17 protein-coding genes are annotated in these 19,824 nt (G+C 67.9%); 11 read left to right on the top strand and 6 right to left on the bottom strand.

Features of this window, described 5'->3' with window-relative positions:
* Positions 1–17: 17 nt before the first annotated feature.
* Positions 18–2,867, top strand: coding sequence for a TonB-dependent receptor (locus GQ674_RS15705; protein WP_159497816.1), 2,850 nt, complete (start codon positions 18–20; stop codon positions 2,865–2,867).
* A gap of 650 nt (positions 2,868–3,517) precedes the next feature.
* On the opposite strand, the gene GQ674_RS15700 is transcribed toward GQ674_RS15705, so the two are convergent.
* Together GQ674_RS15700 and ppa are read right to left on the bottom strand one after the other, a co-directional pair.
* Entirely contained in the window at positions 3,518–4,639 is a 1,122-nt protein-coding gene (locus GQ674_RS15700; protein ID WP_159497815.1) for an HDOD domain-containing protein, read from the bottom strand.
* Between the two features lie 150 nt (positions 4,640–4,789).
* On the bottom strand, positions 4,790–5,326 hold the full coding sequence (gene ppa, locus GQ674_RS15695; RefSeq protein WP_137190271.1) for an inorganic diphosphatase: 537 nt from the start codon (positions 5,324–5,326) through the stop codon (positions 4,790–4,792).
* 184 nt (positions 5,327–5,510) lie between these two features.
* Here ppa and GQ674_RS21650 point away from each other — a divergent pair, with 184 nt between their 5' ends.
* The 4 genes from GQ674_RS21650 to GQ674_RS15675 all read left to right on the top strand — a co-directional run bounded on the left by GQ674_RS21650 (position 5,511) and on the right by GQ674_RS15675 (position 11,214).
* Entirely contained in the window at positions 5,511–6,428 is a 918-nt protein-coding gene (locus tag GQ674_RS21650; RefSeq protein WP_236546103.1) for a hypothetical protein, read from the top strand.
* A 111-nt stretch (positions 6,429–6,539) separates the two neighbouring features.
* Positions 6,540–7,040 carry an RNA polymerase sigma factor gene (locus GQ674_RS15685; RefSeq protein ID WP_159497814.1) on the top strand — a complete coding sequence of 167 codons (501 nt, stop codon included), beginning with the start codon at positions 6,540–6,542 and terminating at the stop codon, positions 7,038–7,040.
* A 128-nt stretch (positions 7,041–7,168) separates the two neighbouring features.
* On the top strand, positions 7,169–8,131 hold the full coding sequence (locus GQ674_RS15680) for a FecR domain-containing protein (RefSeq protein WP_159497813.1): 963 nt from the start codon (positions 7,169–7,171) through the stop codon (positions 8,129–8,131).
* Positions 8,132–8,289: 158 nt separating this feature from the next.
* Positions 8,290–11,214, top strand: coding sequence for a TonB-dependent receptor (locus GQ674_RS15675; RefSeq protein WP_159497812.1), 2,925 nt, complete (start codon positions 8,290–8,292; stop codon positions 11,212–11,214).
* 54 nt (positions 11,215–11,268) lie between these two features.
* Here GQ674_RS15675 and GQ674_RS15670 read toward each other — a convergent pair whose 3' ends face one another.
* Positions 11,269–11,526 (bottom strand): DUF2789 domain-containing protein, encoded by a 258-nt coding sequence (locus tag GQ674_RS15670; RefSeq protein ID WP_137190847.1) that lies wholly within the window; start codon positions 11,524–11,526, stop codon positions 11,269–11,271.
* Positions 11,527–11,727: 201 nt separating this feature from the next.
* On the opposite strand from GQ674_RS15670, the gene GQ674_RS15665 reads away from it, so the two are divergent.
* The 5 genes from GQ674_RS15665 to GQ674_RS15645 all read left to right on the top strand — a co-directional run bounded on the left by GQ674_RS15665 (position 11,728) and on the right by GQ674_RS15645 (position 14,666).
* The gene (locus GQ674_RS15665) at positions 11,728–12,321 is read left to right on the top strand and encodes a biliverdin-producing heme oxygenase (RefSeq protein WP_159497811.1); all 594 of its coding nucleotides are present in this window, start codon (positions 11,728–11,730) and stop codon (positions 12,319–12,321) included.
* Entirely contained in the window at positions 12,321–12,698 is a 378-nt protein-coding gene (locus tag GQ674_RS15660) for a YbaN family protein (protein WP_159497810.1), read from the top strand. Before GQ674_RS15665 ends, GQ674_RS15660 begins: the two co-directional genes overlap by 1 nt.
* Before the next feature lie 64 nt (positions 12,699–12,762).
* Positions 12,763–13,497, top strand: a complete 735-nt coding sequence (exbB, locus tag GQ674_RS15655; RefSeq protein ID WP_236546102.1) for a tonB-system energizer ExbB — start codon at positions 12,763–12,765, stop codon at positions 13,495–13,497.
* A 9-nt stretch (positions 13,498–13,506) separates the two neighbouring features.
* Positions 13,507–13,932, top strand: coding sequence for a TonB system transport protein ExbD (gene exbD / locus GQ674_RS15650; RefSeq protein ID WP_159497809.1), 426 nt, complete (start codon positions 13,507–13,509; stop codon positions 13,930–13,932).
* Positions 13,929–14,666, top strand: a complete 738-nt coding sequence (locus GQ674_RS15645) for an energy transducer TonB (protein ID WP_159497808.1) — start codon at positions 13,929–13,931, stop codon at positions 14,664–14,666. Before exbD ends, GQ674_RS15645 begins: the two co-directional genes overlap by 4 nt.
* 39 nt (positions 14,667–14,705) lie before the next feature.
* Here GQ674_RS15645 and GQ674_RS15640 read toward each other — a convergent pair whose 3' ends face one another.
* Entirely contained in the window at positions 14,706–16,733 is a 2,028-nt protein-coding gene (locus GQ674_RS15640; RefSeq protein ID WP_159497807.1) for a sodium-translocating pyrophosphatase, read from the bottom strand.
* A 498-nt stretch (positions 16,734–17,231) separates the two neighbouring features.
* Here GQ674_RS15640 and GQ674_RS15635 point away from each other — a divergent pair, with 498 nt between their 5' ends.
* Complete coding sequence (locus GQ674_RS15635; RefSeq protein ID WP_159497806.1) at positions 17,232–17,735, top strand: hypothetical protein; 504 nt, start codon at positions 17,232–17,234, stop codon at positions 17,733–17,735.
* A gap of 53 nt (positions 17,736–17,788) precedes the next feature.
* Here GQ674_RS15635 and GQ674_RS15630 read toward each other — a convergent pair whose 3' ends face one another.
* Positions 17,789–18,781: a hypothetical protein gene (locus tag GQ674_RS15630; RefSeq protein WP_159497805.1), complete on the bottom strand. Its 993-nt coding sequence runs from the start codon at positions 18,779–18,781 to the stop codon at positions 17,789–17,791.
* Positions 18,782–18,989: 208 nt separating this feature from the next.
* Entirely contained in the window at positions 18,990–19,787 is a 798-nt protein-coding gene (locus GQ674_RS15625) for a hypothetical protein (RefSeq protein ID WP_159497804.1), read from the bottom strand.
* Positions 19,788–19,824 lie beyond the last annotated feature (37 nt).

The raw sequence follows: 19,824 nt of genomic DNA, 5'->3' as shown, positions 1-19,824 counted from the left end.
GTACCTCGGAGAGATAAATGAATTTTCGTACTCCTGCAGTGCGGCTGGGCCTTCTGCCCGCCGGCATTGCGCTCGCGCTGTCGCCGACCTTTGCTTCCGCACAGGAAGCAAAGGGCGCGACCGACCTGGATCGCATTGAAGTCACCGGTTCGCGCATTCGTGGCGCCAACATGGAGACCCAGCAGCCGATCCTGACGCTGAGCCGTGAGAACCTGGAAAAGCAGGGCTACACCTCGGTGGCCGACGTCCTGCAGAACCTGACCTCGGCCGGTGCTCCGGCCATTTCGCGTTCGGACGCCCTGTCGTCCGGCGAAAACGTCGGCGGCTACTACGTCGACCTGCGCAACCTCGGCGCCACCCGTACGCTGGTGCTGATGAACGGCAAGCGTCTGGGCGCCACCACCGGCGGCTACCAGGATCTGAGCCAGATCCCGATGTCGGCCGTTGAGCGTATCGAAGTGCTGAAGGACGGCGCCTCGTCCATCTACGGTTCGGACGCCATCGCCGGCGTGGTCAACGTGATCACCCGCAAGCGCTTCGACGGCGCTGAAGCCAGCGTCTACTACGGCCAGTACGGCGAAGGCGACGGCGAAGGCACCACCTATTCGCTGACCCTGGGCTCGGAAGGCGAGCGCGGCGGCGTGACTCTGTCGGCCGAATACTCCAAGCAGGATCCGGTCTGGGCAAAGGACCGCTGGTTCAGCCGTGATGGCGGCCGTGGCCCGAACTCGACCGCTGAAGAGTGGAGCCCGATCAGCCAGAACAGCACCTGGTGCAACCCGAAGCTGTTCGGCAAGTGCGAAGGCAAGGATGCGATCTGGCAGACGCTCAATCCGGGCGGCAACCCGAACAACCCGAACGACTACCACGAGCTGACCCCGGGCGAGTTCTCCAACGCCAACCAGCAGATGATGGCGTCGACCGGCATCGAGCGTAAGTCGGTCTACGTCAACGGCAACTACGACCTGACCGATTCGATCACGTTCAACGCCGACCTGCTGTACAACCAGCGCACCACCGACCAGCAGATCGCGGGCTACCCGTATCAGTCGCAGTCGGCCGCGATCAACACCCCGCTGTCCGGTTCGAGCGCGTTCAACCCGGTTGGCCAGGACCTGCAGTTCCGTCGTCGTCTGTGGGAAGTGCCGCGCACCACCACCAGCGACATGAAGACCCTGCGCTTTGCCCCGACCGTCAGCGGCTTCTTCGAGCTGGCCGGCAAGACCTGGGACTGGGACGCTGGCGCCCTGTGGAACCGTAACGAAGTCACCAAGACCGGTCACGGCGACATGAGCCTGATCGCGTCCCGTCAGGCGCTGGGCCCGTCGTTCATCAACAGCAACGGTGTGGCCCAGTGTGGTACCGCGGCCAACCCGACCCCGCTGAGCGCTTGCCGCCCGTGGAACCCGCTGCTGCCGTACGGCGTGGCTGGCCAGGGTTCGTTGGCGGATCCGGACCTGCAGAGCTTCCTGTTCCCGACCTTCACCGACACCGGCATCACCAAGACCACCAGCTACACCGCCAACCTGTCCGGGTCGATAGTCGACCTGCCGGCCGGCGAGCTGGGCATTGCGATGGGCTACGAGCACCGCAAGGAAGACGGCCGCTTCGTGCCGGACGCCTTCCGCCAGTCGGGCCAGAGCACCGGCCTTGCCTCGACCACCACCTCGGGTGATTACAGCCTCAACGAGTTCTACGTCGAGCTGAACATCCCGGTGCTGGCCGATATGGCCTTCGCCAAGGAACTGAGCTTCAACGTTGCCAGCCGTTACTCGGACTACAGCAACTTCGGCGACACCATCAACTCCAAGTTCGGCCTGGTGTGGCGCCCGATCGACGAGCTGCTGGTCCGTGGTACCTATGCTGAAGGCTTCCGTGCCCCGAGCATCAGCGACCTGTACGGCGGCCGCGACGCCAGCTTCGAGCGTTACACCGATCCGTGCGCCGTGGGCGTTGCGGGCAGCGTTGCCGGCAATGCCGCCTGCCTCAGCGGCGGCGCACCGGCTGACTACGTGCAGCAGGCCCAGGGCGGCCAGCCGTGCAAGACCTGGCCGTGCGCGACCCCGGACCAGTTCATCAGCGGCTCCAACGCTGAGCTGAAGCCGGAAACCTCCACCAGCAAGACCGTTGGTCTGGTGTGGAGCCCGCGCTGGGTGCAGGGTCTGGACATCTCGCTGGATTGGTACCGCTACGAGATCAAGGACATGATCATCGAGGACAGCGTCGACCGCATCCTGCGTGACTGCTACGTCCTGGGCAACTCGGCACGCTGCGAAGGCGTGACCCGTGCTGCCGATGGTCACATCAGCGCGCTGACCTACGGCCTGGCCAACCTCGGCTCGATGAAGACCGAAGGCTACGACCTGGGCGTCAAGTACCGTCTGCCGGAACTGGCGATCGGTCAGTTCAGCATCGACTGGCAGACCAGCTACCTGTCCAAGTACGACGAAGCCGGCCAGAACTCCGATGGTGACAACATCATCATCGGTCGCGTCAGCGAGGCAGGTCTGTTCCGCGTGCGTTCCAACGTGGGCGTGAACTGGGAACTGGGCAACTTCGGTGCGACCTACACCGCCCGTTACTACTCGGGCATGAAGGAAGACTGCGTCGACGACCGTTGGTGCGATGCCCCGGACCACTTCGCCAATGGCGAAAGCGCGCCGCTGCGTCACACCGGCTCCAACACCTTCCACGATCTGCAGATCAACTGGAAGGCGCCCTGGGATGCCACCATCGCCGTCGGTGCGAACAACGTGTTCGACCACAAGGGTCCGCTGATGTACTCGGCACCGAACTCGAGCTTCGCCAACTACGGCGGTTTCGATATCGGTCGCTTCCTGTACATGAAGTACACCCAGCGCTTCTGATCCATCGAAGCTCTGTAGCAGTAAAAAAGGAGGGCGGACCGCAAGGTCCGCCCTCTTTTGTTTGTGCGGGGGCCTGGGCGTTCTACCCTCCCAGGTATCGATGCTGCGGCCACAAAGAGGTCTGCTCCCATCTGAGGAAAGCATCTTGTTGCAAGGGCGTCGCAGCGTGAGCACGACGGTGCGCGGGTGGCCGTGTGTGCGCAGAAGCCGTTTGGATCGGCTGGCGTCTCCGATTGGGGCGGTCGCGAGCGTGAGGGCCCCGTAGCAGCCGGTAGGCCCCTGGTGCAAATGTCCCCCGGCCGCAGGCGCGGCCTCCTCCTTGATTTTGCCCAGGGGCCTACCGGCTGCTACGGGGCTCGGCTTGCGGCAAGCAGGGGAAGCCAGGCTTTTTTGCTTTGTCGGCGGGTCGGGCGCTGGGCCCCATGCCCTTTCCGGCGAATGTCCCCCGGTGCCGGCCTGCGGCCGCCACCTCCTCCTTTATTTCGCCTCCAAGGGCATGGGGCCCAGCGCCCGACCCACCGACAGCGCCTGGAAAGCGCCAATGCACGTTTCTGCCTGCCCGCAGAGGGGCGAAGAACCACAAAAAAGCCGGCCACTGGCCGGCTTTTCCGTTGCGCTACTGCCCCGCGTCAGGGCGTGGGGCGGTGGCCTCAGGCTTCTGCAGCCACCAGACCCATCAGGCCATTGGCGTGGTCCCGCCACTGCGGCAGCTTGTGCAGCACGCCGGCACGCTGCAGGTACTCCTCATCCACCGGGTCCCCGTTGATCAGGGCCAATGCCACGTGCACCGCACCGGTTACCCAGAAGCTGCGCGTGTTGGACTTCTGCGGCTGCAGGTGGAACGCCACCGCCTCGATGATCGGCATCGGCAGGCCCCACAGGCCCAGCAGGTAGGCGCCGGCCTCGGCATGGCCGGGGCGTTCATCGGCTGCGTCGGTCGGGGCAACGCGCTCGTTGCGCACGCCCGGCAGCAGCAGCCCGATGTCGGCCAGCAGGGCCGCGGTCGCACCCAGCTCGGCGCTGGAATCGGGCAGCAGCTTGGCCGCCAGCCGCGAGGCCAGCAACGCGCGCTGCTGCAGCGAATTGCGTTCGGCACCGGACAACGCCGAGGCGGAGAACACTTCGCTGGCCAGCACCAGGTCGCGCAGGGTCGACAGGCCCAGCCGCGTTACCGCGGTGCGCAGGTCGGAAATGGTGCGGCCGCTGTTGAAGAATGCCGAGTTGGACAACTGCAGCACCTTGGCCGCAATGGCCGGGTCCGCAGATACCAGCTTGGAGACGTCGGCGGTGTTGGTGTCGTCGTCGTGTTCCAGCGCCTGGGTCAGGCTCAGGTACAGATGCGGCGGCGAGGGCAGCTTTTCGATGCGGCCGATCGCGCTGCGCAGATGCGCGCTATCGAGCAGCTCGCGCAGTTCTTCCAGGCTGGTCAGCGCTTCCAGCAGAACTTCCGGGGCCAGCGGCATCGGCAGGAAGCGGTGGGCCACCCCGATCAGGCGCGCCGGCGGCGGGCGGTTGCCATGGTCGGCATCCACCAGTGCGATCCGGATGGTCTCCGGGCGCAGGGTGCGGATCTGCCCCAGCAGCGTGGTGGCCGTGAGATCGGGCAGGGTAGGGCAGGCGATGACCGCGTCCACCGGACCGGCGGCGACGATGCTCATGGCCGACTGGCCATCGGAGGCCGTCAGCGGCTGCCACTCTTCCCCAAGATCGGCAATGAAATCCATCAGTTCAGCCGACAGGCTGGCCTGGTCCCCAACAAGCAGAATGCGCACGACAAGTCCCCTGGCTGACCACGGTGAAACGCACCGTGGACGGTGTGAAGACGCAATGTACCCAATCCGGCACAAATAGTGATGTGCCGCAGTCAAAAAACGTGATGTCCATCGCTTCGGCGGCCAGCGCCGAAGCGATGCCGTTCAGCCTCAGCCGTTGTTGCTGAGGTAACGCTGGTGCGCTTCGATCAGGATCTGCTTGGCTTCGGCAGCGCCGGCCCAGCCGTCAAGCTTGACCCACTTGCCCTTTTCCAGGTCCTTGTAATGCTCGAAGAAGTGGCCGATGCGCTCCAGCCAGTGGCTGGACACCTGCTCGATGTCTTCCACGTGGGCGTAGCCGCTGAACACCTTGGAGATCGGCACGGCCAGGATCTTCTCGTCGCTGCCGGCCTCATCGCTCATCTTGAGCACGCCGACCGGACGGCAACGCACCACCGAACCGGGGATCAGCGGCAGCGGCAGCACCACCAGCACGTCGGCCGGGTCGCCGTCGCCGCACAGGGTGCTCGGCACGTAGCCGTAGTTGCACGGGTAGCGCATCGGGGTGGACAGGATGCGGTCGACGAAGATCGCGCCGGTTTCCTTGTCCACTTCGTACTTCACCGGCTCGGAATCCTTCGGGATCTCGATGATGACGTTGATTTCTTCCGGCGGGTTCTTGCCGGGCGAGACGAGTTCCAGACCCATGGGTGTACTCCGAGAGGGGGATGTAGGCGGATAGCCCCCCATTTTATGCCTTTGCCGGGCCGCGTGCAGCGGGGGCGGGACCACGGCCCCATGGAGGGTTTCCCCACGGCCCGGCGCGGCCTTGCCGGATGGGCCCGTGCTCCGGGCCAGGCCACGCTGGTTCTCCTTCCGTTGGAGTCTGGCCATGTACCCACGTTTTCGGCCGTTGCTGCGCCTGTTCGCCCTGCTGGCCTGGCTGCCCAGCGCCCCGCTGCTTGCCCAGCCGTTCGTCGACCTGGTGGATTTCCCCCGCAACGAGGCCAACTGGGACCGCTTCTACACCCTGGAATCCCACTTGGCGCGCCGCTTCGACGCGGTCTGCGCCGATACCCTCTGCGAGGGTGATTACAGCAACCTGCGCGCACTGCAGTTGCGCTGCTCGGTCAACGCGGCCAGCGGGCAGGTACACGCCTGCAACTGGCTGTTCATTGCCAGCAAATTGCAGATAGCGGCAGACACCGGCATGGTCCTGTCGGACAACCGGCGCTGGGACTGCCCCTTGCCGCTGGGCACGGGGGTGGCGGTGGAGGCCTTCCATGCGTCTCTGGAACGCGCCGACGCGCTGGATGTCGTGCTGCCCGGTGCGGCGCTGTCCATCGGCGAGGCGGTGGGCGACTGCCTCCAGCAGACCCGGCAGCCGGAGCGCGCGGTGTCGGCGGCCCGCTACGTGGACGCGCGGGATTATCCCGGCCCGGGCCAGGGTGGGGCGCGTTTCCGTGCGCTGGAACAGGCGCTGGTGCGCGGCTTCGATGACATATGCGGCGACACCTTCTGCGAGGGCGAGTACTACAACCTGCAGGCCATGCGCCTGCGCTGTTCGGTGCACGCCGCCAGTGGCCGGGTGGGGGAGTGCCGGTGGACATTCGCCGGCAGCAACATGAACGTCGACGCCGCCACCGGTGCGGTCACAGTGGATGCCCGCGATTGGGCCTGCCGCTTGCCGCTGGCGTCTTACACCCCCTTGCCGCTGCTGCTGGGTACCCTTCAGGGGCAGGACGCCATCGACACCGCGCTGCCGGGGACCCGCACCACGGTGTACGAAGGGTTGACCACCTGCCTCTGAGCTGCGGCGCGAACACGGCGACGGCTCGGCGGCCGAACCTCACAAACGTGACTCATTCGCATTTGCGGGGTAGCATGGCGCGCCTTCCGCCCCGGCCCACGCGTCCGTCGCATGACCACCAACGCCTCCGCCCTCACCGAGATGCTGATCCGCGAACGCCCTGCGCTGCTGCGCCTGGTGCAGCGCATCCTGGGCAACGATGGCGGTGCCGAGGACGTGATCCAGGCGATCTGGTTCAAGGCGCGCGGGGTGGACAGCGGCCAGGCCATCGACAACCCGCGGGCCTATCTGTATCGGCTGGCCACCAACCTGGCCACCGACCACGGGCGTGAGCGCACCCGCCGCGCACGCCTGCTCGCCGAGCATTACCTGTGGGGACCGGACGAAGTGCTGTCGACCGAAGAACAGGCGATGGCCCAGGACGAACTGCAGCGCGTGCTCGCCGCCGCCGCGCACCTGCCCGAGCCCACCCGAACCATCTTCCGGCTCAACCGCCTGCAGGGCCTGACCCAGGCCGACGTGGCCAAGCGCCTCAAGGTGTCGGTCACCACCGTGGAGAATCACGTGCGCGCCGCCCTGCAGCGCCTGGCGTGGGCCCGCAACGGGCGCTGATGCCCCGCCTGCGCGTCAGGGCATTGGGGAACCGCCCCCGTCATTCGTCTTGATCATACTGGGGCGTGTCGCGTGCCCCGCTTCCGTCCCTGCGGGTGTCATCGCCCGACCGCGCCAACCCGCCAGCCATGAGCCCGCCGCACATCGATCCGCTTCCGCCGCCGTCCACATCGTCCGATCCCGTCGCCGTGCAGGCGCAGGCGTGGATTGCGTGGCTGGCCTCCGGCACGGTGGATGACATCGGCATGCAGGCCTTCGAGCGGTGGCTGGCCGCGCCGGGCCACCGGCGCGTGTTCGAACGCGAACGCCAGCTCTGGCGCAGCCTGGGGCCACGGCCGCAGGCGACCCTCGCGCCGACGCGCCGGCGCGCGCGGGTGCGCCGCTGGTCGCTGGCCGCTGCGGCGGTGCTCGCGCTGGCTTGGATGGCACCGGACGCGTGGCTGCGGCTGCGATCGGACCACCGCACCACTACCGGCATCGCCGAGGTGGCGTTGCCCGACGGCAGCCGTGCCGTGCTGGATGCCGAGTCGGCCATCGCCGTGCAGTTCGACGGCCAGGTGCGCCGTATCGCGCTGTTGCGTGGTCGTGCCTGGTTCCAGGTGGCGCCCGGCCAGCCGCAGCGGTTTGAAGTACGCGCGCAGGGCGGGGTGGTCGAGGATGTTTCCACCGCGTTTGCGGTCTCCAGCGATGCCACCGGCGTGCAGGCCGACGTGGAACAGGGCCAGGTGCGGGTGGCGGCCAGCGAGGGCGGTGGCTGGACCTGGCTGCAGGCCGGGCAGCGTGCCACGTTCGCGCCCGGTGGCCGGGTGCAGCGGCTGGCCGACCAGGCGCCCGATCGGATCGCGGCGTGGCGGCAGGGCGAACTGCTGCTGGATGAAGTGGAGGTTGCCGATGCGGTGCAGCGTATCGGGCGCTATCGGCGCGGGCCCACCTTCGTGCGCGGCGACCTGTCGCAGCTGCCGGTAGTCAACGCGGCGTTCCGCATCGACCGGCCCGAGCAGGCGCTGGACGCACTGGCCGGCAGTGCCGGCCTGCGCGTCACCCGCCTGCCGATGGGCGTGGCGATCGTGCAGGTCGACGCCCGTCGATAGCCGCGCGTGCTGTCCGAACTGAATTGGTCTTGGGGGCGTCGCCGCCCCAGTCGTCTCACCCCCCGAACGTACCCGCCGCCGCCACGTACTTCGCAGCGCCCGCACACCGTATGCGGGGACGTCGCTTCTGCGATATCGCCTTCTCGACAGGTTCCATCATGCGTATCACCTCCTTCCCGGGCCGTTCGCCGCGTCCGTCCCGTCTTTGCATCGCCTTGCTGGCCGCCGGCCTGGTGGCCGCGCCTGCATTCCCGGCGATGGCCCAGGCCAGCACGTCCGGCGCTGCCGCCCTGCATCGCTTCGATATTCCCGCTCAGCCGCTGGCCGAGGCACTGCGTACCTACATGCGCCAGTCCGGCGTGCAGGTGGCCTGGCCGGCCGCGCTCACCGAGGGCGTGCGCTCCAGTGCGGTCAGCGGCGACCTCGACGCGCAGCGGGCATTGCAGCAGCTGCTGCGTGGCAGCGGCCTGGTGATGCGCAGCGTCGGGTCCGATGCGGTGACCCTGGAAGCGGCGGCCACGGCCAGCCGCGAGGACGGGGTGATCGTCACCGACGCGTTGCGGGTGGCCGGCGAGCAGTCCGGCGACGGCGACAGCGATGCCGCACGCGCCCTGGATGTGTACCGCACCACCGGTTCCAGCGTGTACGTGCCGCGTGCCACGATCGAGCGCTTCCGCGGCACCTCCGCGGCCGATATCGTCAAGGGCGTGGTCGGCGTCACCGCCGGCGACCCGCGTACCGCCAACGCGCTGGACCTCAACATCCGCGGCATCCAGGGCCAGAGCCGCATCCCGGTCATCATCGACGGCGGCCAGTCCAGCATGGACACCTACCGGGGCTACGCCGGCCAGTCGCAGCGTACCTACCTGGACCCGGACCTGATCTCCAGCCTCACCGTGACCAAGGGCCCCAGCCTGGGCGCCAATGCGTCCGGCGGCATCGGCGGCGTGGTCGAAATGGACACGCTGAAGATCGGCGATGTACTGCGCGACGGCCAGGACGTCGGCCTGCGCGTGCGCAGCGGCGTGTCCAACGGCAGCGCGCGCGATGTGCCGGCGTATGGCGCCGCGCCGCGCAGCAACCGCAACAGCCTGGGCGGCCAGTTCTTCAACATCGCCGGTGGCAAGCACTGGGGTGCGTTTGACCTGGTGGCCGCCTACGCCTGGCGTGACACCGGCAACTACTACGGCGGCAAGCACGGCTACGACGACTTCCCGCAGACCCGGCGCACGCTGGCCCCGTTGAACCCGCCCAACACCGAAGTGTTCAACACCTCGTCCAAGTCCAACTCGGTGCTGTTGAAGGGCACCTGGCGCATCGACGACACCCAGACCCTGGAAGCCGGCTACCGCCATTACAGCGGTCGCCAGGGCGAGATCATGGCCTCGCAGATCATCCGCGTGGACCGCGACCGCGTGCCGCAGTGGGAGCCGGGCAGTGTCGACATGGATGCCTACAACCTGCGCTACCGCTTCAACCCGGGCAACGACCGTGTCGATCTGAAGGCCAACCTCTGGTACACCGACGCCGACAGCCTGATGTACAACGGCCTGACCGGCATCACCCCGTGGTACTTCGATCGCCGCACCGAGTGGTATGACGGCCCGAGCTTCAATACCGACCCGGGTTACAAGGACGCCTACCGCAACAGCATGCAGCAGCAGCGGCTCGGGTTCGACGTGTCCAACACGGCCCACCTGGTGACCGACGCGGCCGGGGTGTTCACCTTCGACTATGGCCTGTCCTTCAGCGACGAGGACGTCGGGCCCGGCAAGAATGCGCCGATCATGCACGACGACCTGATCAACAACCGCTTCCTGCGCAACGCCGACCGCAAGGAATACAGCGCGGTGGCCTCGATGAAGTGGCAGCCCGACGACCGTTGGGACGTACTGCTGGGCGGGCGCTTCAACCGCGTCAGCGTGCACGACCGCAACCGCCTGGCCACGCCGGACGGTGAGGAAGTGATCGGCCAGTACCGCTACACGCAGCTGCTGGACGGCAACCCGGCGCTGCCGGCCTGGCGTGCCAAGCGCATCGCCATGCTCAACTGGTACCCCGATGCGAACGGCCAGTTCACCGAAGCGTCGCTGCTGGCATCGCCGTACAAGAAGGGCACCGTGGCCGACATCACCGGCTGGAACTTCCACGACATGACCGAGGCCGAGGACCTGATCGTGCCGACCAGCTGGACCTGGTCGCAGCCGATCCGCCGCACCGATCATGCGTTCATGCCCACCGCCAGCGTCACCTACCACTTCAACGACGACAGCATGGTCTACGTGAAGTACGCCGAAGGCGTGAAGCTGCCGAGCCTGTTTGAAAGCACGCTGGGCCTGTTCACCGCCGCCAAGCCGATCGGTGGCGAGCTCAAGCCCGAGCGCGCCGGTACCTGGGAAATCGGTGCCAGCACGGTCCGGCAGGGGCTGTTCACCGACGGCGACACGGCGGCGTTCAAGCTGGCGTACTTCAACACCCGCATCGATGACCTGATCACCCGCGACTACCGCACGCTGTCGGCCGGCTATATCCGCAACATCGACCGCTTCAAGGTGTCGGGCATGGAATTCCAGTCCAGCTACGATGCCGGCACGGTGTTCGCCGACCTGTCAGCGCACTATTACTTCGACGCCAAGACCTGCGCGCCGGACATCGCCGCCGAGCGCCGTGCCTACGGCGTGCAGCGCAGGATCGAGGAGCTGGCCAATACCCCCGACTGCGTCGATGGCGGCTTTGAGGGCTCCTACAGCAACACGCAGAATCCGCCGCGCTACACCGTCAACCTGACCCTGGGTTCACGCCTGTTCGATGAGCGGCTCAGCTTCGGTACCCGGGTGATCCACAACGCCGGTCCGATCAGCACGCTGGACAAGGAATGGAACGTCGGCCTGTCGGCGATCCAGCAGCTGTACCGCCCGGCCACCGTGGTGGACCTGTTCGCCAGCTGGCAGGCCAGCGAGCAGTTCGCGGTGGACGTCAACGTCGACAATCTCACCGACCGCTACTACCTGGACCCCCTGGCGCTGGGCGTGATGCCGGCACCGGGCCGGATCGTGCGGCTGGCGCTGACCTGGCGCTACTGAGGGTGAGGTGATGTACCCCGCGGGGGCCGGCAACTGCCGGCCCCCGCGTTCGTTTCAGCCGCCGGTCTGCTGGGCGACCGCGTCGGCATGCAGGGCCTCGCCCAGTTCATCGACAATGATCGCCCAGTCCGCATCGGACTTGAGCTGCTCGGCCAGGAACTGGCGCTGGCCATCATTCCAGAATGGCGCCTCCACCAGGGCCACCTCGGCGGGCAGCTGGTGGTCAACGATGAAGCGGGCGATCGCCGCGTCGCTCGCGTCCAGGCCAAGCTGCAGGAACAGGTTGGTCATGCGCGGTTCGGTGGTGATCATCATGGCGGGTCCTCCTCAAGAATGTGCCGCCATTATCGGTGCAGCCGCGTGAGGCCGGCATCGCCGGATCGGGTAGGGGCGACTGGTCGTACAACCAGGCTTGGGGTTGCCGTCGCGGCAGACGTCTCAATCGGGAAACCTGCGCACGGCCTGTTCCCGGGGCCTGCGTGGGCTGCATTCCCATTGCCCAGCACGAGCACCATGACCGTCATCGATACCCTTGAAGCCACCCGCAGCCAGCGCCTGAAGGCCGCCACCCGCGACAGCCACGGCGCGCTGGACAAGCGCATCATGGCCGGCGACATCTTCGCCAGCCGCGGCCAGTTCGCGCGTTTCCTGCGCGTGCAGTACTGCTTCCATCGCGATATCGACGCGCTCTACGCCAATGCCGCGCTCGACGCCCTGCTGCCCGATCTGGAGGCACGCCGCCGGTTGCCGCTGATCGCCCGCGACCTGGCCGACCTCGAACAGATCATGCCGGCCCCGGTGCCGATGCGGCTGGACCCGGACCTGGCGCTGCCGGCCGCGCTGGGCTGGCTCTACGTGGCCGAAGGCTCGAACCTGGGCGGCACCATCCTGTACAAGATGGCCGCCAGGCTGGGGCTGGATGCCGACTTCGGTGCACGCCACCTCGCCGCGCATCCCGACGGTGCCGCGCGCCATTGGCGCGCGTTCACCGCCGCGCTCGACGGAGTGGTGCTGGATGACGCGCAGGAACAGCAGGTCATCGATGCCGCCGATGCAGCGTTCCGCAGCGTGCACGGCCATGTTGAACGCGAGTTCGACGCGCGCTGATGCGCTGGCTGTGGTTCTGCCTGGGGTGGGTGATGGTGGCGCTGGGCGTGATCGGCGCGCTGCTGCCGGTGATGCCCACCACCATCTTCCTTATCCTGGCGGTGGGCTGCTTCGCACGCAGCTCGCCACGGTTTGAACGCAGGCTGCTCGACCACCCGCGTTACGGCCCGGCCTTGCGCCTGTGGCGCGAGCAGGGTGCGGTGAGCCGCAGGGGCAAGGCCTTTGCCGCCGGCGGCATGGCGTTCGGCTTCGTGATGTTCTGCTGGGGCGCGCATCCGTCGTGGCGGCTGCTGCTGGGCGTGGGCGCGTTCTTCATTGCCAGCGCAGCCTATGTGCTGTCGCGGCCGTCACCGCGCCTGCCGCCCACACCGGATTGAGCCTGCCCCTTCTTGCGGCGCTGGTAGCAGCAACGCCGCGCCTCCTTTCCTGATGAGCCTGACCATGACTGTGTTGCTTCCCTTCGCCATCGCCGCCCCCGCGCCCGCACTGACGCCGTGGGGCATGTACCTGGCCGCCGACGTGGTGGTCAAAACGGTGATGATCGGCTTGGCTGTCGCGTCGGTGGCCACCTGGACGGTGCTGCTCGCCAAGGGCTGGGAACTGGCGCGCGAGCGCCGCCACCTGCTGCAGGCGCGCGCGCTGCTGCTGGAGAGCGTGCAGTTGCCCGATCCACAGATCGACCCGCGCCTGCAGCAAGAACCCGTGCGCCTGTTGCTGGAGGCGGCGCGTACGGAGCTGCGGCTGTCGCCGCATGGGGGCGACCCGGCGGGGGTGAAGGAGCGCGTCGGCTCGCGCCTGGAGCGCATCGAACTGGCCTGTGCGCGGCAGGCGAGGCGCGGCATCGGCGTGCTCGCCAGCATCGGCGCGATCGCGCCGTTCGTGGGCCTGTTCGGCACCGTGTGGGGGATCATGAACAGCTTCGTCGGGATCGCCCAGTCCAACACCACCAACCTGGCCGTGGTGGCGCCCGGCATCGCCGAAGCGTTGTTGGCCACCGCGCTGGGGCTGGTGGCGGCCATTCCCGCCGTGGTGATCTACAACCACTTCACCCGGGTGCTGGCCGGCCTGCGCGCGCTGCTCGGCGACCTGTCGGCGGGGGTGCAGCAACTGGTGTCGCGCGACCTGGACCGCGCGGCAGTGCATGCCGGCCCGGTGCTGGCGCGCGCTGCGCACTGAGGCTCCCGCATGGCACTCCGTACCGCACGCCACGACGACGACGCGCTGGAAGAAACCCACGCGATCAACGTCACCCCCTTCATCGACGTGATGCTGGTGTTGCTGATCATCTTCATGGTCGCCGCACCGCTGGCCACCGTGGACACCGCCGTGGACCTGCCCGCCAGCAGCGCGCGCCCGCAACCGCGCGAGAGCGAGCCGGTCTTCCTGACCGTGCAGGCCGACCTGTCGCTGCGGGTGAACGATGCCGCCGTTTCCGCCGAGGCGTTGCCGGTGGTACTGCAGCGGCTGACCGGCGGCGACCGTGAACAGCGCATCTACCTGCGCGCCGACCGCCAGGTGGCCTACGGTGACCTGATGCAGACCATGAACGCGCTGCGCGCGGTCGGCTACCTCAAGGTGGCGCTGGTCGGGCTGGAACAGCCCGCGCCATGAGCGAAGGCCGTGCAGGGCACGCACGCTGGGCCGGTAGCCTGGGTATCGTGCTGGCCACCTACGCCATCGGCATCGGGGCCACGCTGTGGTGGATAGGACGCGCGCCACCCGCACCGGCCAGCGCGCCGCCGGAAGCGCTGATGGTGGAGCTGGCTCCGGTCGCTGAAGCGCCGCCGGTGCCGCCCACCGACATCGCGCAGGGGCCCTCGCAACAGGAACAGCACCGCCCCACGCCGGAACCGCGGCCGGTGCGCGCGCTGGCGCTGCCCCCGCAGCCGCACCCGGACGGCGAAGCGGTAGCGCAGCGCATGCCACCGCCCACCGAGCAGACGCCCGCGGACGCCCACAACGTGGACCAGACCCTCGCTCCGCCGGACGTACAGGCCACCACCGCGCAACGCTACGCGGCGCCGCAGACGATGGCCGGCCAGCGTAGCGACGCGCAGGTCACCTGGCAGGGGCTGCTGCTGGGCCATCTGGAGCAGCACCGGCGCTATCCACGCGGGGCCGAGCGCCTGCGCCAACAGGGCGTGGCCTACGTGCGCTTTGCGGTGGACCGGCAGGGCAATACGCGCAACATCCGCATCGGCCAGAGCAGTGGGCATCCGTTGCTGGATGCCGAAACGCTGGACACCGTGCGCCGTGGCAGCCCGGTGCCGGCGCCGCCGCCGGAGCTCGGCGGCGACCCGGTGGAGGTGATGGTGCCGGTGGCGTTCTTCATCCGCCGGCGCTGACCCCGGTAACGCCCGGCCATGGGCCGGGCGACGGCGTGCCTACAGCAACGGCACCAGCAACAGCGCGACGATGTTGATGATCTTGATCAGCGGGTTGATCGCCGGGCCCGCCGTGTCCTTGTACGGATCACCCACGGTGTCGCCGGTGACGGCGGCCTTGTGCGCCTCGCTGCCCTTGCCGCCGAAGTGGCCATCTTCGATGTACTTCTTGGCGTTGTCCCACGCCCCACCGCCGGTGGTCATCGAGATCGCCACGAACAGGCCGGTGACGATGGTGCCGATCAGCAACCCGCCCAGCGCGCGTGGCCCCAGCAGCAGGCCCACCACCACCGGCACGGCCACCGGCAACAGCGAGGGCACGATCATTTCGCGGATCGCCGAGCGGGTCAGCATGTCCACCGCGCGGTCGTACTGCGGCTTGCCGGTGCCTTCCATGATGCCGGGGATCTCGCGGAACTGGCGGCGTACTTCCTCCACAACCGCACCGGCCGCGCGGCCTACCGCTTCCATCGCCATTGCACCGAACAGGTAAGGGATCAGGCCGCCGATCAGCAGGCCGATGATCACGGTGTGGTCGGACAGGTCGAAGGCGAACGTCTGGCCTGGGTTGGCCGCCTGCAGGTTGTGCGTGTAATCGGCGAACAGCACCAGCGCCGCCAGTGCCGCCGAACCGATCGCATAACCCTTGGTGACGGCCTTGGTGGTGTTGCCCACCGCATCCAGCGGGTCGGTGATGTCGCGGATGCTGGACGGCAGTTCGGCCATTTCGGCGATGCCGCCGGCGTTGTCGGTGATCGGGCCGTAGGCATCCAGCGCCACGATCATGCCGGCCATCGACAGCATCGCGGTGGCGGCGATGGCGATGCCGTACAGGCCGCCGAAATAGTGCGCCAGCCAGATCGCCACGCACACCGCGATCACCGGCAGCGCGGTCGACTTCATCGATACCCCGAGCCCGGCGATGATGTTGGTGCCGTGCCCGGTGGTGGAGGCCTGCGCCACGTGCTGCACCGGTTTGTACTGGGTGCCGGTGTAGTACTCGGTGATCCACACGATCAGCCCGGTCAGCACCAGCCCGATCAACGCGCAGAAGTACAGGTTCAGCGCCCCGTGGCTGTTGTCGGGCATCAGCTGCAGGGTGATCGGATAGAACGCGATCGCCGCCAGGACCGCCGACACGATCACGCCCTTGTACAGCGCGCCCATGATCGAGCCACCGGGCTTCACCTTGACGAACAGCGCGCCGATGATCGAGGCGATGATCGACACGCCGCCCAGCACCAGCGGATACAGGATCGCGTTGCGTCCGGCTTCGGCGATCATCAGGCTGCCCAGCAGCATGGTGGCGATCACCGTCACCGCGTAGGTCTCGAACAGGTCGGCGGCCATGCCGGCGCAGTCGCCGACGTTGTCGCCCACGTTGTCGGCGATCACCGCCGGGTTGCGCGGGTCATCCTCGGGAATGCCGGCTTCCACCTTGCCGACCAGGTCCGCGCCGACGTCGGCGCCCTTGGTGAAGATGCCGCCGCCCAGCCGCGCGAAGATCGAAATCAGCGAAGAGCCAAACGCCAGCCCGACCAGCGCATGCAGTGCCTGCGCGGTATCCAGCCCCATCCGCAGCAGCAGCGCGTAATACCCGGCCACGCCCAGCAGGCCCAGCCCGACCACCAGCATGCCGGTGATCGCACCGCCGCGGAACGCCACGTCCATGGCGGCACTGAGGCCGTTGCGGGCGGCTTCGGCGGTGCGCACGTTGGCGCGCACCGACACGTTCATGCCGATGTAGCCGGCGGCGCCGGACAGCACCGCGCCGATTGCAAAGCCGACCGCGGTGTACCAGCTGAGGAAGAATCCGACCAGCACGAACAGCACGACGCCGGCGATGCCGATGGTGAGGTATTGACGGTTGAGATAGGCGCGCGCGCCTTCCTGGATGGCGGCGGCGATTTCCTGCATGCGGGCATTGCCAGCCGGTTGCCGGAGGATCCAGCGTGCCGACACGATGCCGTAGAGAATCGCGAGAATGGCGCAGAACAGCGCCAGAGAAAGCCCATAACGTTCCAGCATGTCCCCTCCCGGGTGATGGAATGGCATCCAGACGAACGGATGAACCTCTCCACGCGGGGGCACAACGGGCTGCAACCTTGGACCAACCCGTTCAGACCGTGCCCGGTCTTCAAGCGTGTGGCGGTGTTCAGCAATCCCTGGTGCCCCGAGTATGCGGGCAACCGCCCGCAACCGGGTAGTGCCGGCCGCTGGCCGGCAACCACGCACACCCATCCGAAGCGACACACCGCCGGCCGCTGGCCGGCAACCACGCACACCCCTCCGCATCCGCGATCTGCCGGGTACGCGCCATCGCATGCGCGCTGTCGCCCCATGGTTTGCTGCGCAAGCCATGGGCCCCCTCATCAGCATCCAATCCCCGCCGCTTCGCGGCTGCCCCCTGACTCAGGGGGCTGGTTCCAGTCGTCTGGATCCCCTAGGCGTTGATGGCACGCCTTGCCACGCCGTTCAGCCACCTACTGGCAGCCTCGGCCCATCCCCAGCGCCTGGAGTTCCGCCATGTCCACCCGTTACCTGCTCTGGCTGGCCCTGCTGCCTGCCGTAGCCGCCAGCGCCACTGAAACTCCGGAACTGAAACGCGCCGTCGGTGCGCCGCAGGCGGTGGGCGCGGCCCATACGCTGCGCCAGATTCCCGAAGCCTGTGCACGGCTGGAGGGCATGTTCACCGCCGATGCCACACAGCCGTACAAATTTGCCGTGGTACGCACCAGCGAGCAGTGCCAGCCGCGTGCCCGCTTCGTCGATTTCGACAAGGCCCAGCCCAGCGAAGCCAAAGGCTGGAAGCTCAACGACGTGATCCGCGTGCCGAGCGCCGCGTGTCCGGCGCAGCAGGCGGTGGTGCGTGTGTGGCGCATGCCGGTGGCGCAGAAGGCCGAACTGGACGGCCAAGGCCAGTCGCGTATCTACCTGGAGGACGCCAAGAAGCAGGCGGCCGCCGGCAAGATCGCACAGATCCCGATGTTCGCCGCACAGCTGAAAGTGGAAGGCACCGCCTGCCGGTAATGGGCGGTGCCGGTTCCGGGCGATTGCGCGCCCGGAGCCGGTAGCGGGTGCAGTTACAGCCCGCCGCGCGTCGACCATTGCCGCCAGTTGGTGCCGCCGGACCCCGTCGCCGCAGGCGCAGGGTCTGCAGGACCGGCCGGTGCCGGGGCAACCGGTTGTGCTACGCCCGGCACGGGGGCCTGTTCCACCACCGCGACGGTCTGCACCGCTTGGGAGGTGTCGCCATCGGCGGCCACGGCGGGCGTCGCCACCTCCACGTGGCCGCTGTCGGTAAGCGGTTCGGCAGCGGGAGCAGGGGGGTCGGTCGCGGCGGTCAGCGTTGCCGGCGCGGTGCCGGGGCGCAGGGTATTGGCCAGCGCAGGCGGCAGCACCGGCATGTGTGCGGCGGTCAGCCGGAACTGTTCCCGCCCCAGCAGCTGCACGCAACGTGCGCCCAGCGCGGCGGTCACGTGTTTGAGCAGGCGCGCCTGGTCGGCATGCAGTGCCTCGCGGGTAGGCGGTTCACCGTCGTTGATGGTGTTGGCCGAACACGCCAGATTCGACACGACCCGCTTGTTGGCGGTCTCCACCAGCATCACCTGCACGCTGTAGCCGACCCAGTACCGGCCCCACTGTGTGGCGAAGTAGGCGTAGTTCCAGCCGCCTGAGCGCACGTCCAGCACGTAGTCGGCATCGGCATGCAGTCTGGCCAGTTCGGCCGGCTTCACCGCCTTGGTCGGCGTGGCATCCAGCGGCAGCAGCTGCGCGCCGAATGCCTGGCCCAGCGCGCCCCCCAACTGGTCACGGACCAGCCCGGCCGGGTCGGCTACCCCGTTCTGCCGCACCAGCTCGTTGCCTGCGCTGGCCATCGCCGCTGCGCCGAACAGCGCAAACGACGCCTTGCCGGCGGTCATCGCCATGAACGACGGCGGTTCGTGCTGTGTCAGTGCCACCGTTTTTCCGCGCAGCGCTTCGGCGTCCTGTGCCGACAGCGGGATCATCTTTTCCTTGCCTGCCGCCTGCCCGACAACGAGCAGCAGCGCGCCAACCCACACCATTCTGTGCATGGTTTCTTCCCCTGGTTGCATGAAGCGGACGCACCCGTGCGCCCGCCGCCTGGCGACCCGGTGCAGTGCCGATGGCACCACCCCCACCCGGATCGTGTGCGGAGCATGAGGCCAGCCCCCGCAGGTCGTCCAGTACCCTGCGCGCCCATGAAAAAGCCCGGACGGCAGGGCCGGTCCGGGCTTGGGTATCACGCGACGCTGGCCGGGCTCAGTTGCCCTTGCAGTCCTTCAGCCACAGCACGCGGCCGATCTGGTCGTAATGGTCGACCACGCCGACCAGGGTGACCTTTTCCTTCGGGCGCAACGCCAGCGCGAAGGCGGCCTGGCTCGGCGCGAACGCGCAGGTGATGGCCACGCTTTCGAAGTCGATGCCACCGGAGCCGTTGGGCAGCTCGAAGCCGGTGTTGTAGGTGCCGCCGCTCTTGAGCACGCCGTTGACCCGGCCGGTGATCGAGTAGATCTTGCCCTTGTAGCGCGGTTCGATCGCGGCGGGGTTGTCCTTGTTCTGCGTGCGCAGCTGGAACCCGAAATCGCTGGCCGAAATGTTCACCGTGGAGGCCTTCGGCGTGGACGCGGCGAGCTGCTCGCCGGCCTTGCCGGGCTTTACCTGGGTGAGCATCTTGCACATCTCGGCGCGGATCGAATCGGCCTTGGCGAAGGCGCCGGGGTTGAGCTTGACCGTCATCGCCACGGTGCCGGTGCGGCCCTCGCTGGTGGCGCTGATGATGATCGGAATGGTCTTGTGCATCGCCGTCTGCGGATCTTCGATCAGCATCGCGCCGTTTTCCACGTCCGAGCTCAACACGTCCATGTTGTTGCCCTTGGCGATCACGTTCATCTGGCCGATCGCGCTCTTGACGGTCAGCTCAGGCACGGTCACCGAGGCGGTATAGGTGGTGCCGGACAGGGGGTTGCCCTTCTTCTGGAAGCTGCTTTCGCAGGTATCGGCAAAGGCGGGCGCCGCTGCGGTGAGCAGCAGCAGGGAAATCAGGGTGTGGCGCTTCATCAGTACGGTCCTTGTCATCGCACGCAGGTGCGGAATG

It is taken from the genome of Stenotrophomonas sp. 364 (assembly GCF_009832905.1).
Lineage (GTDB): Bacteria > Pseudomonadota > Gammaproteobacteria > Xanthomonadales > Xanthomonadaceae > Stenotrophomonas > Stenotrophomonas maltophilia_AP.
Note: the sequence above shows the minus strand (reverse complement) of the source record. Positions and strands in the feature narration are given on the sequence as shown.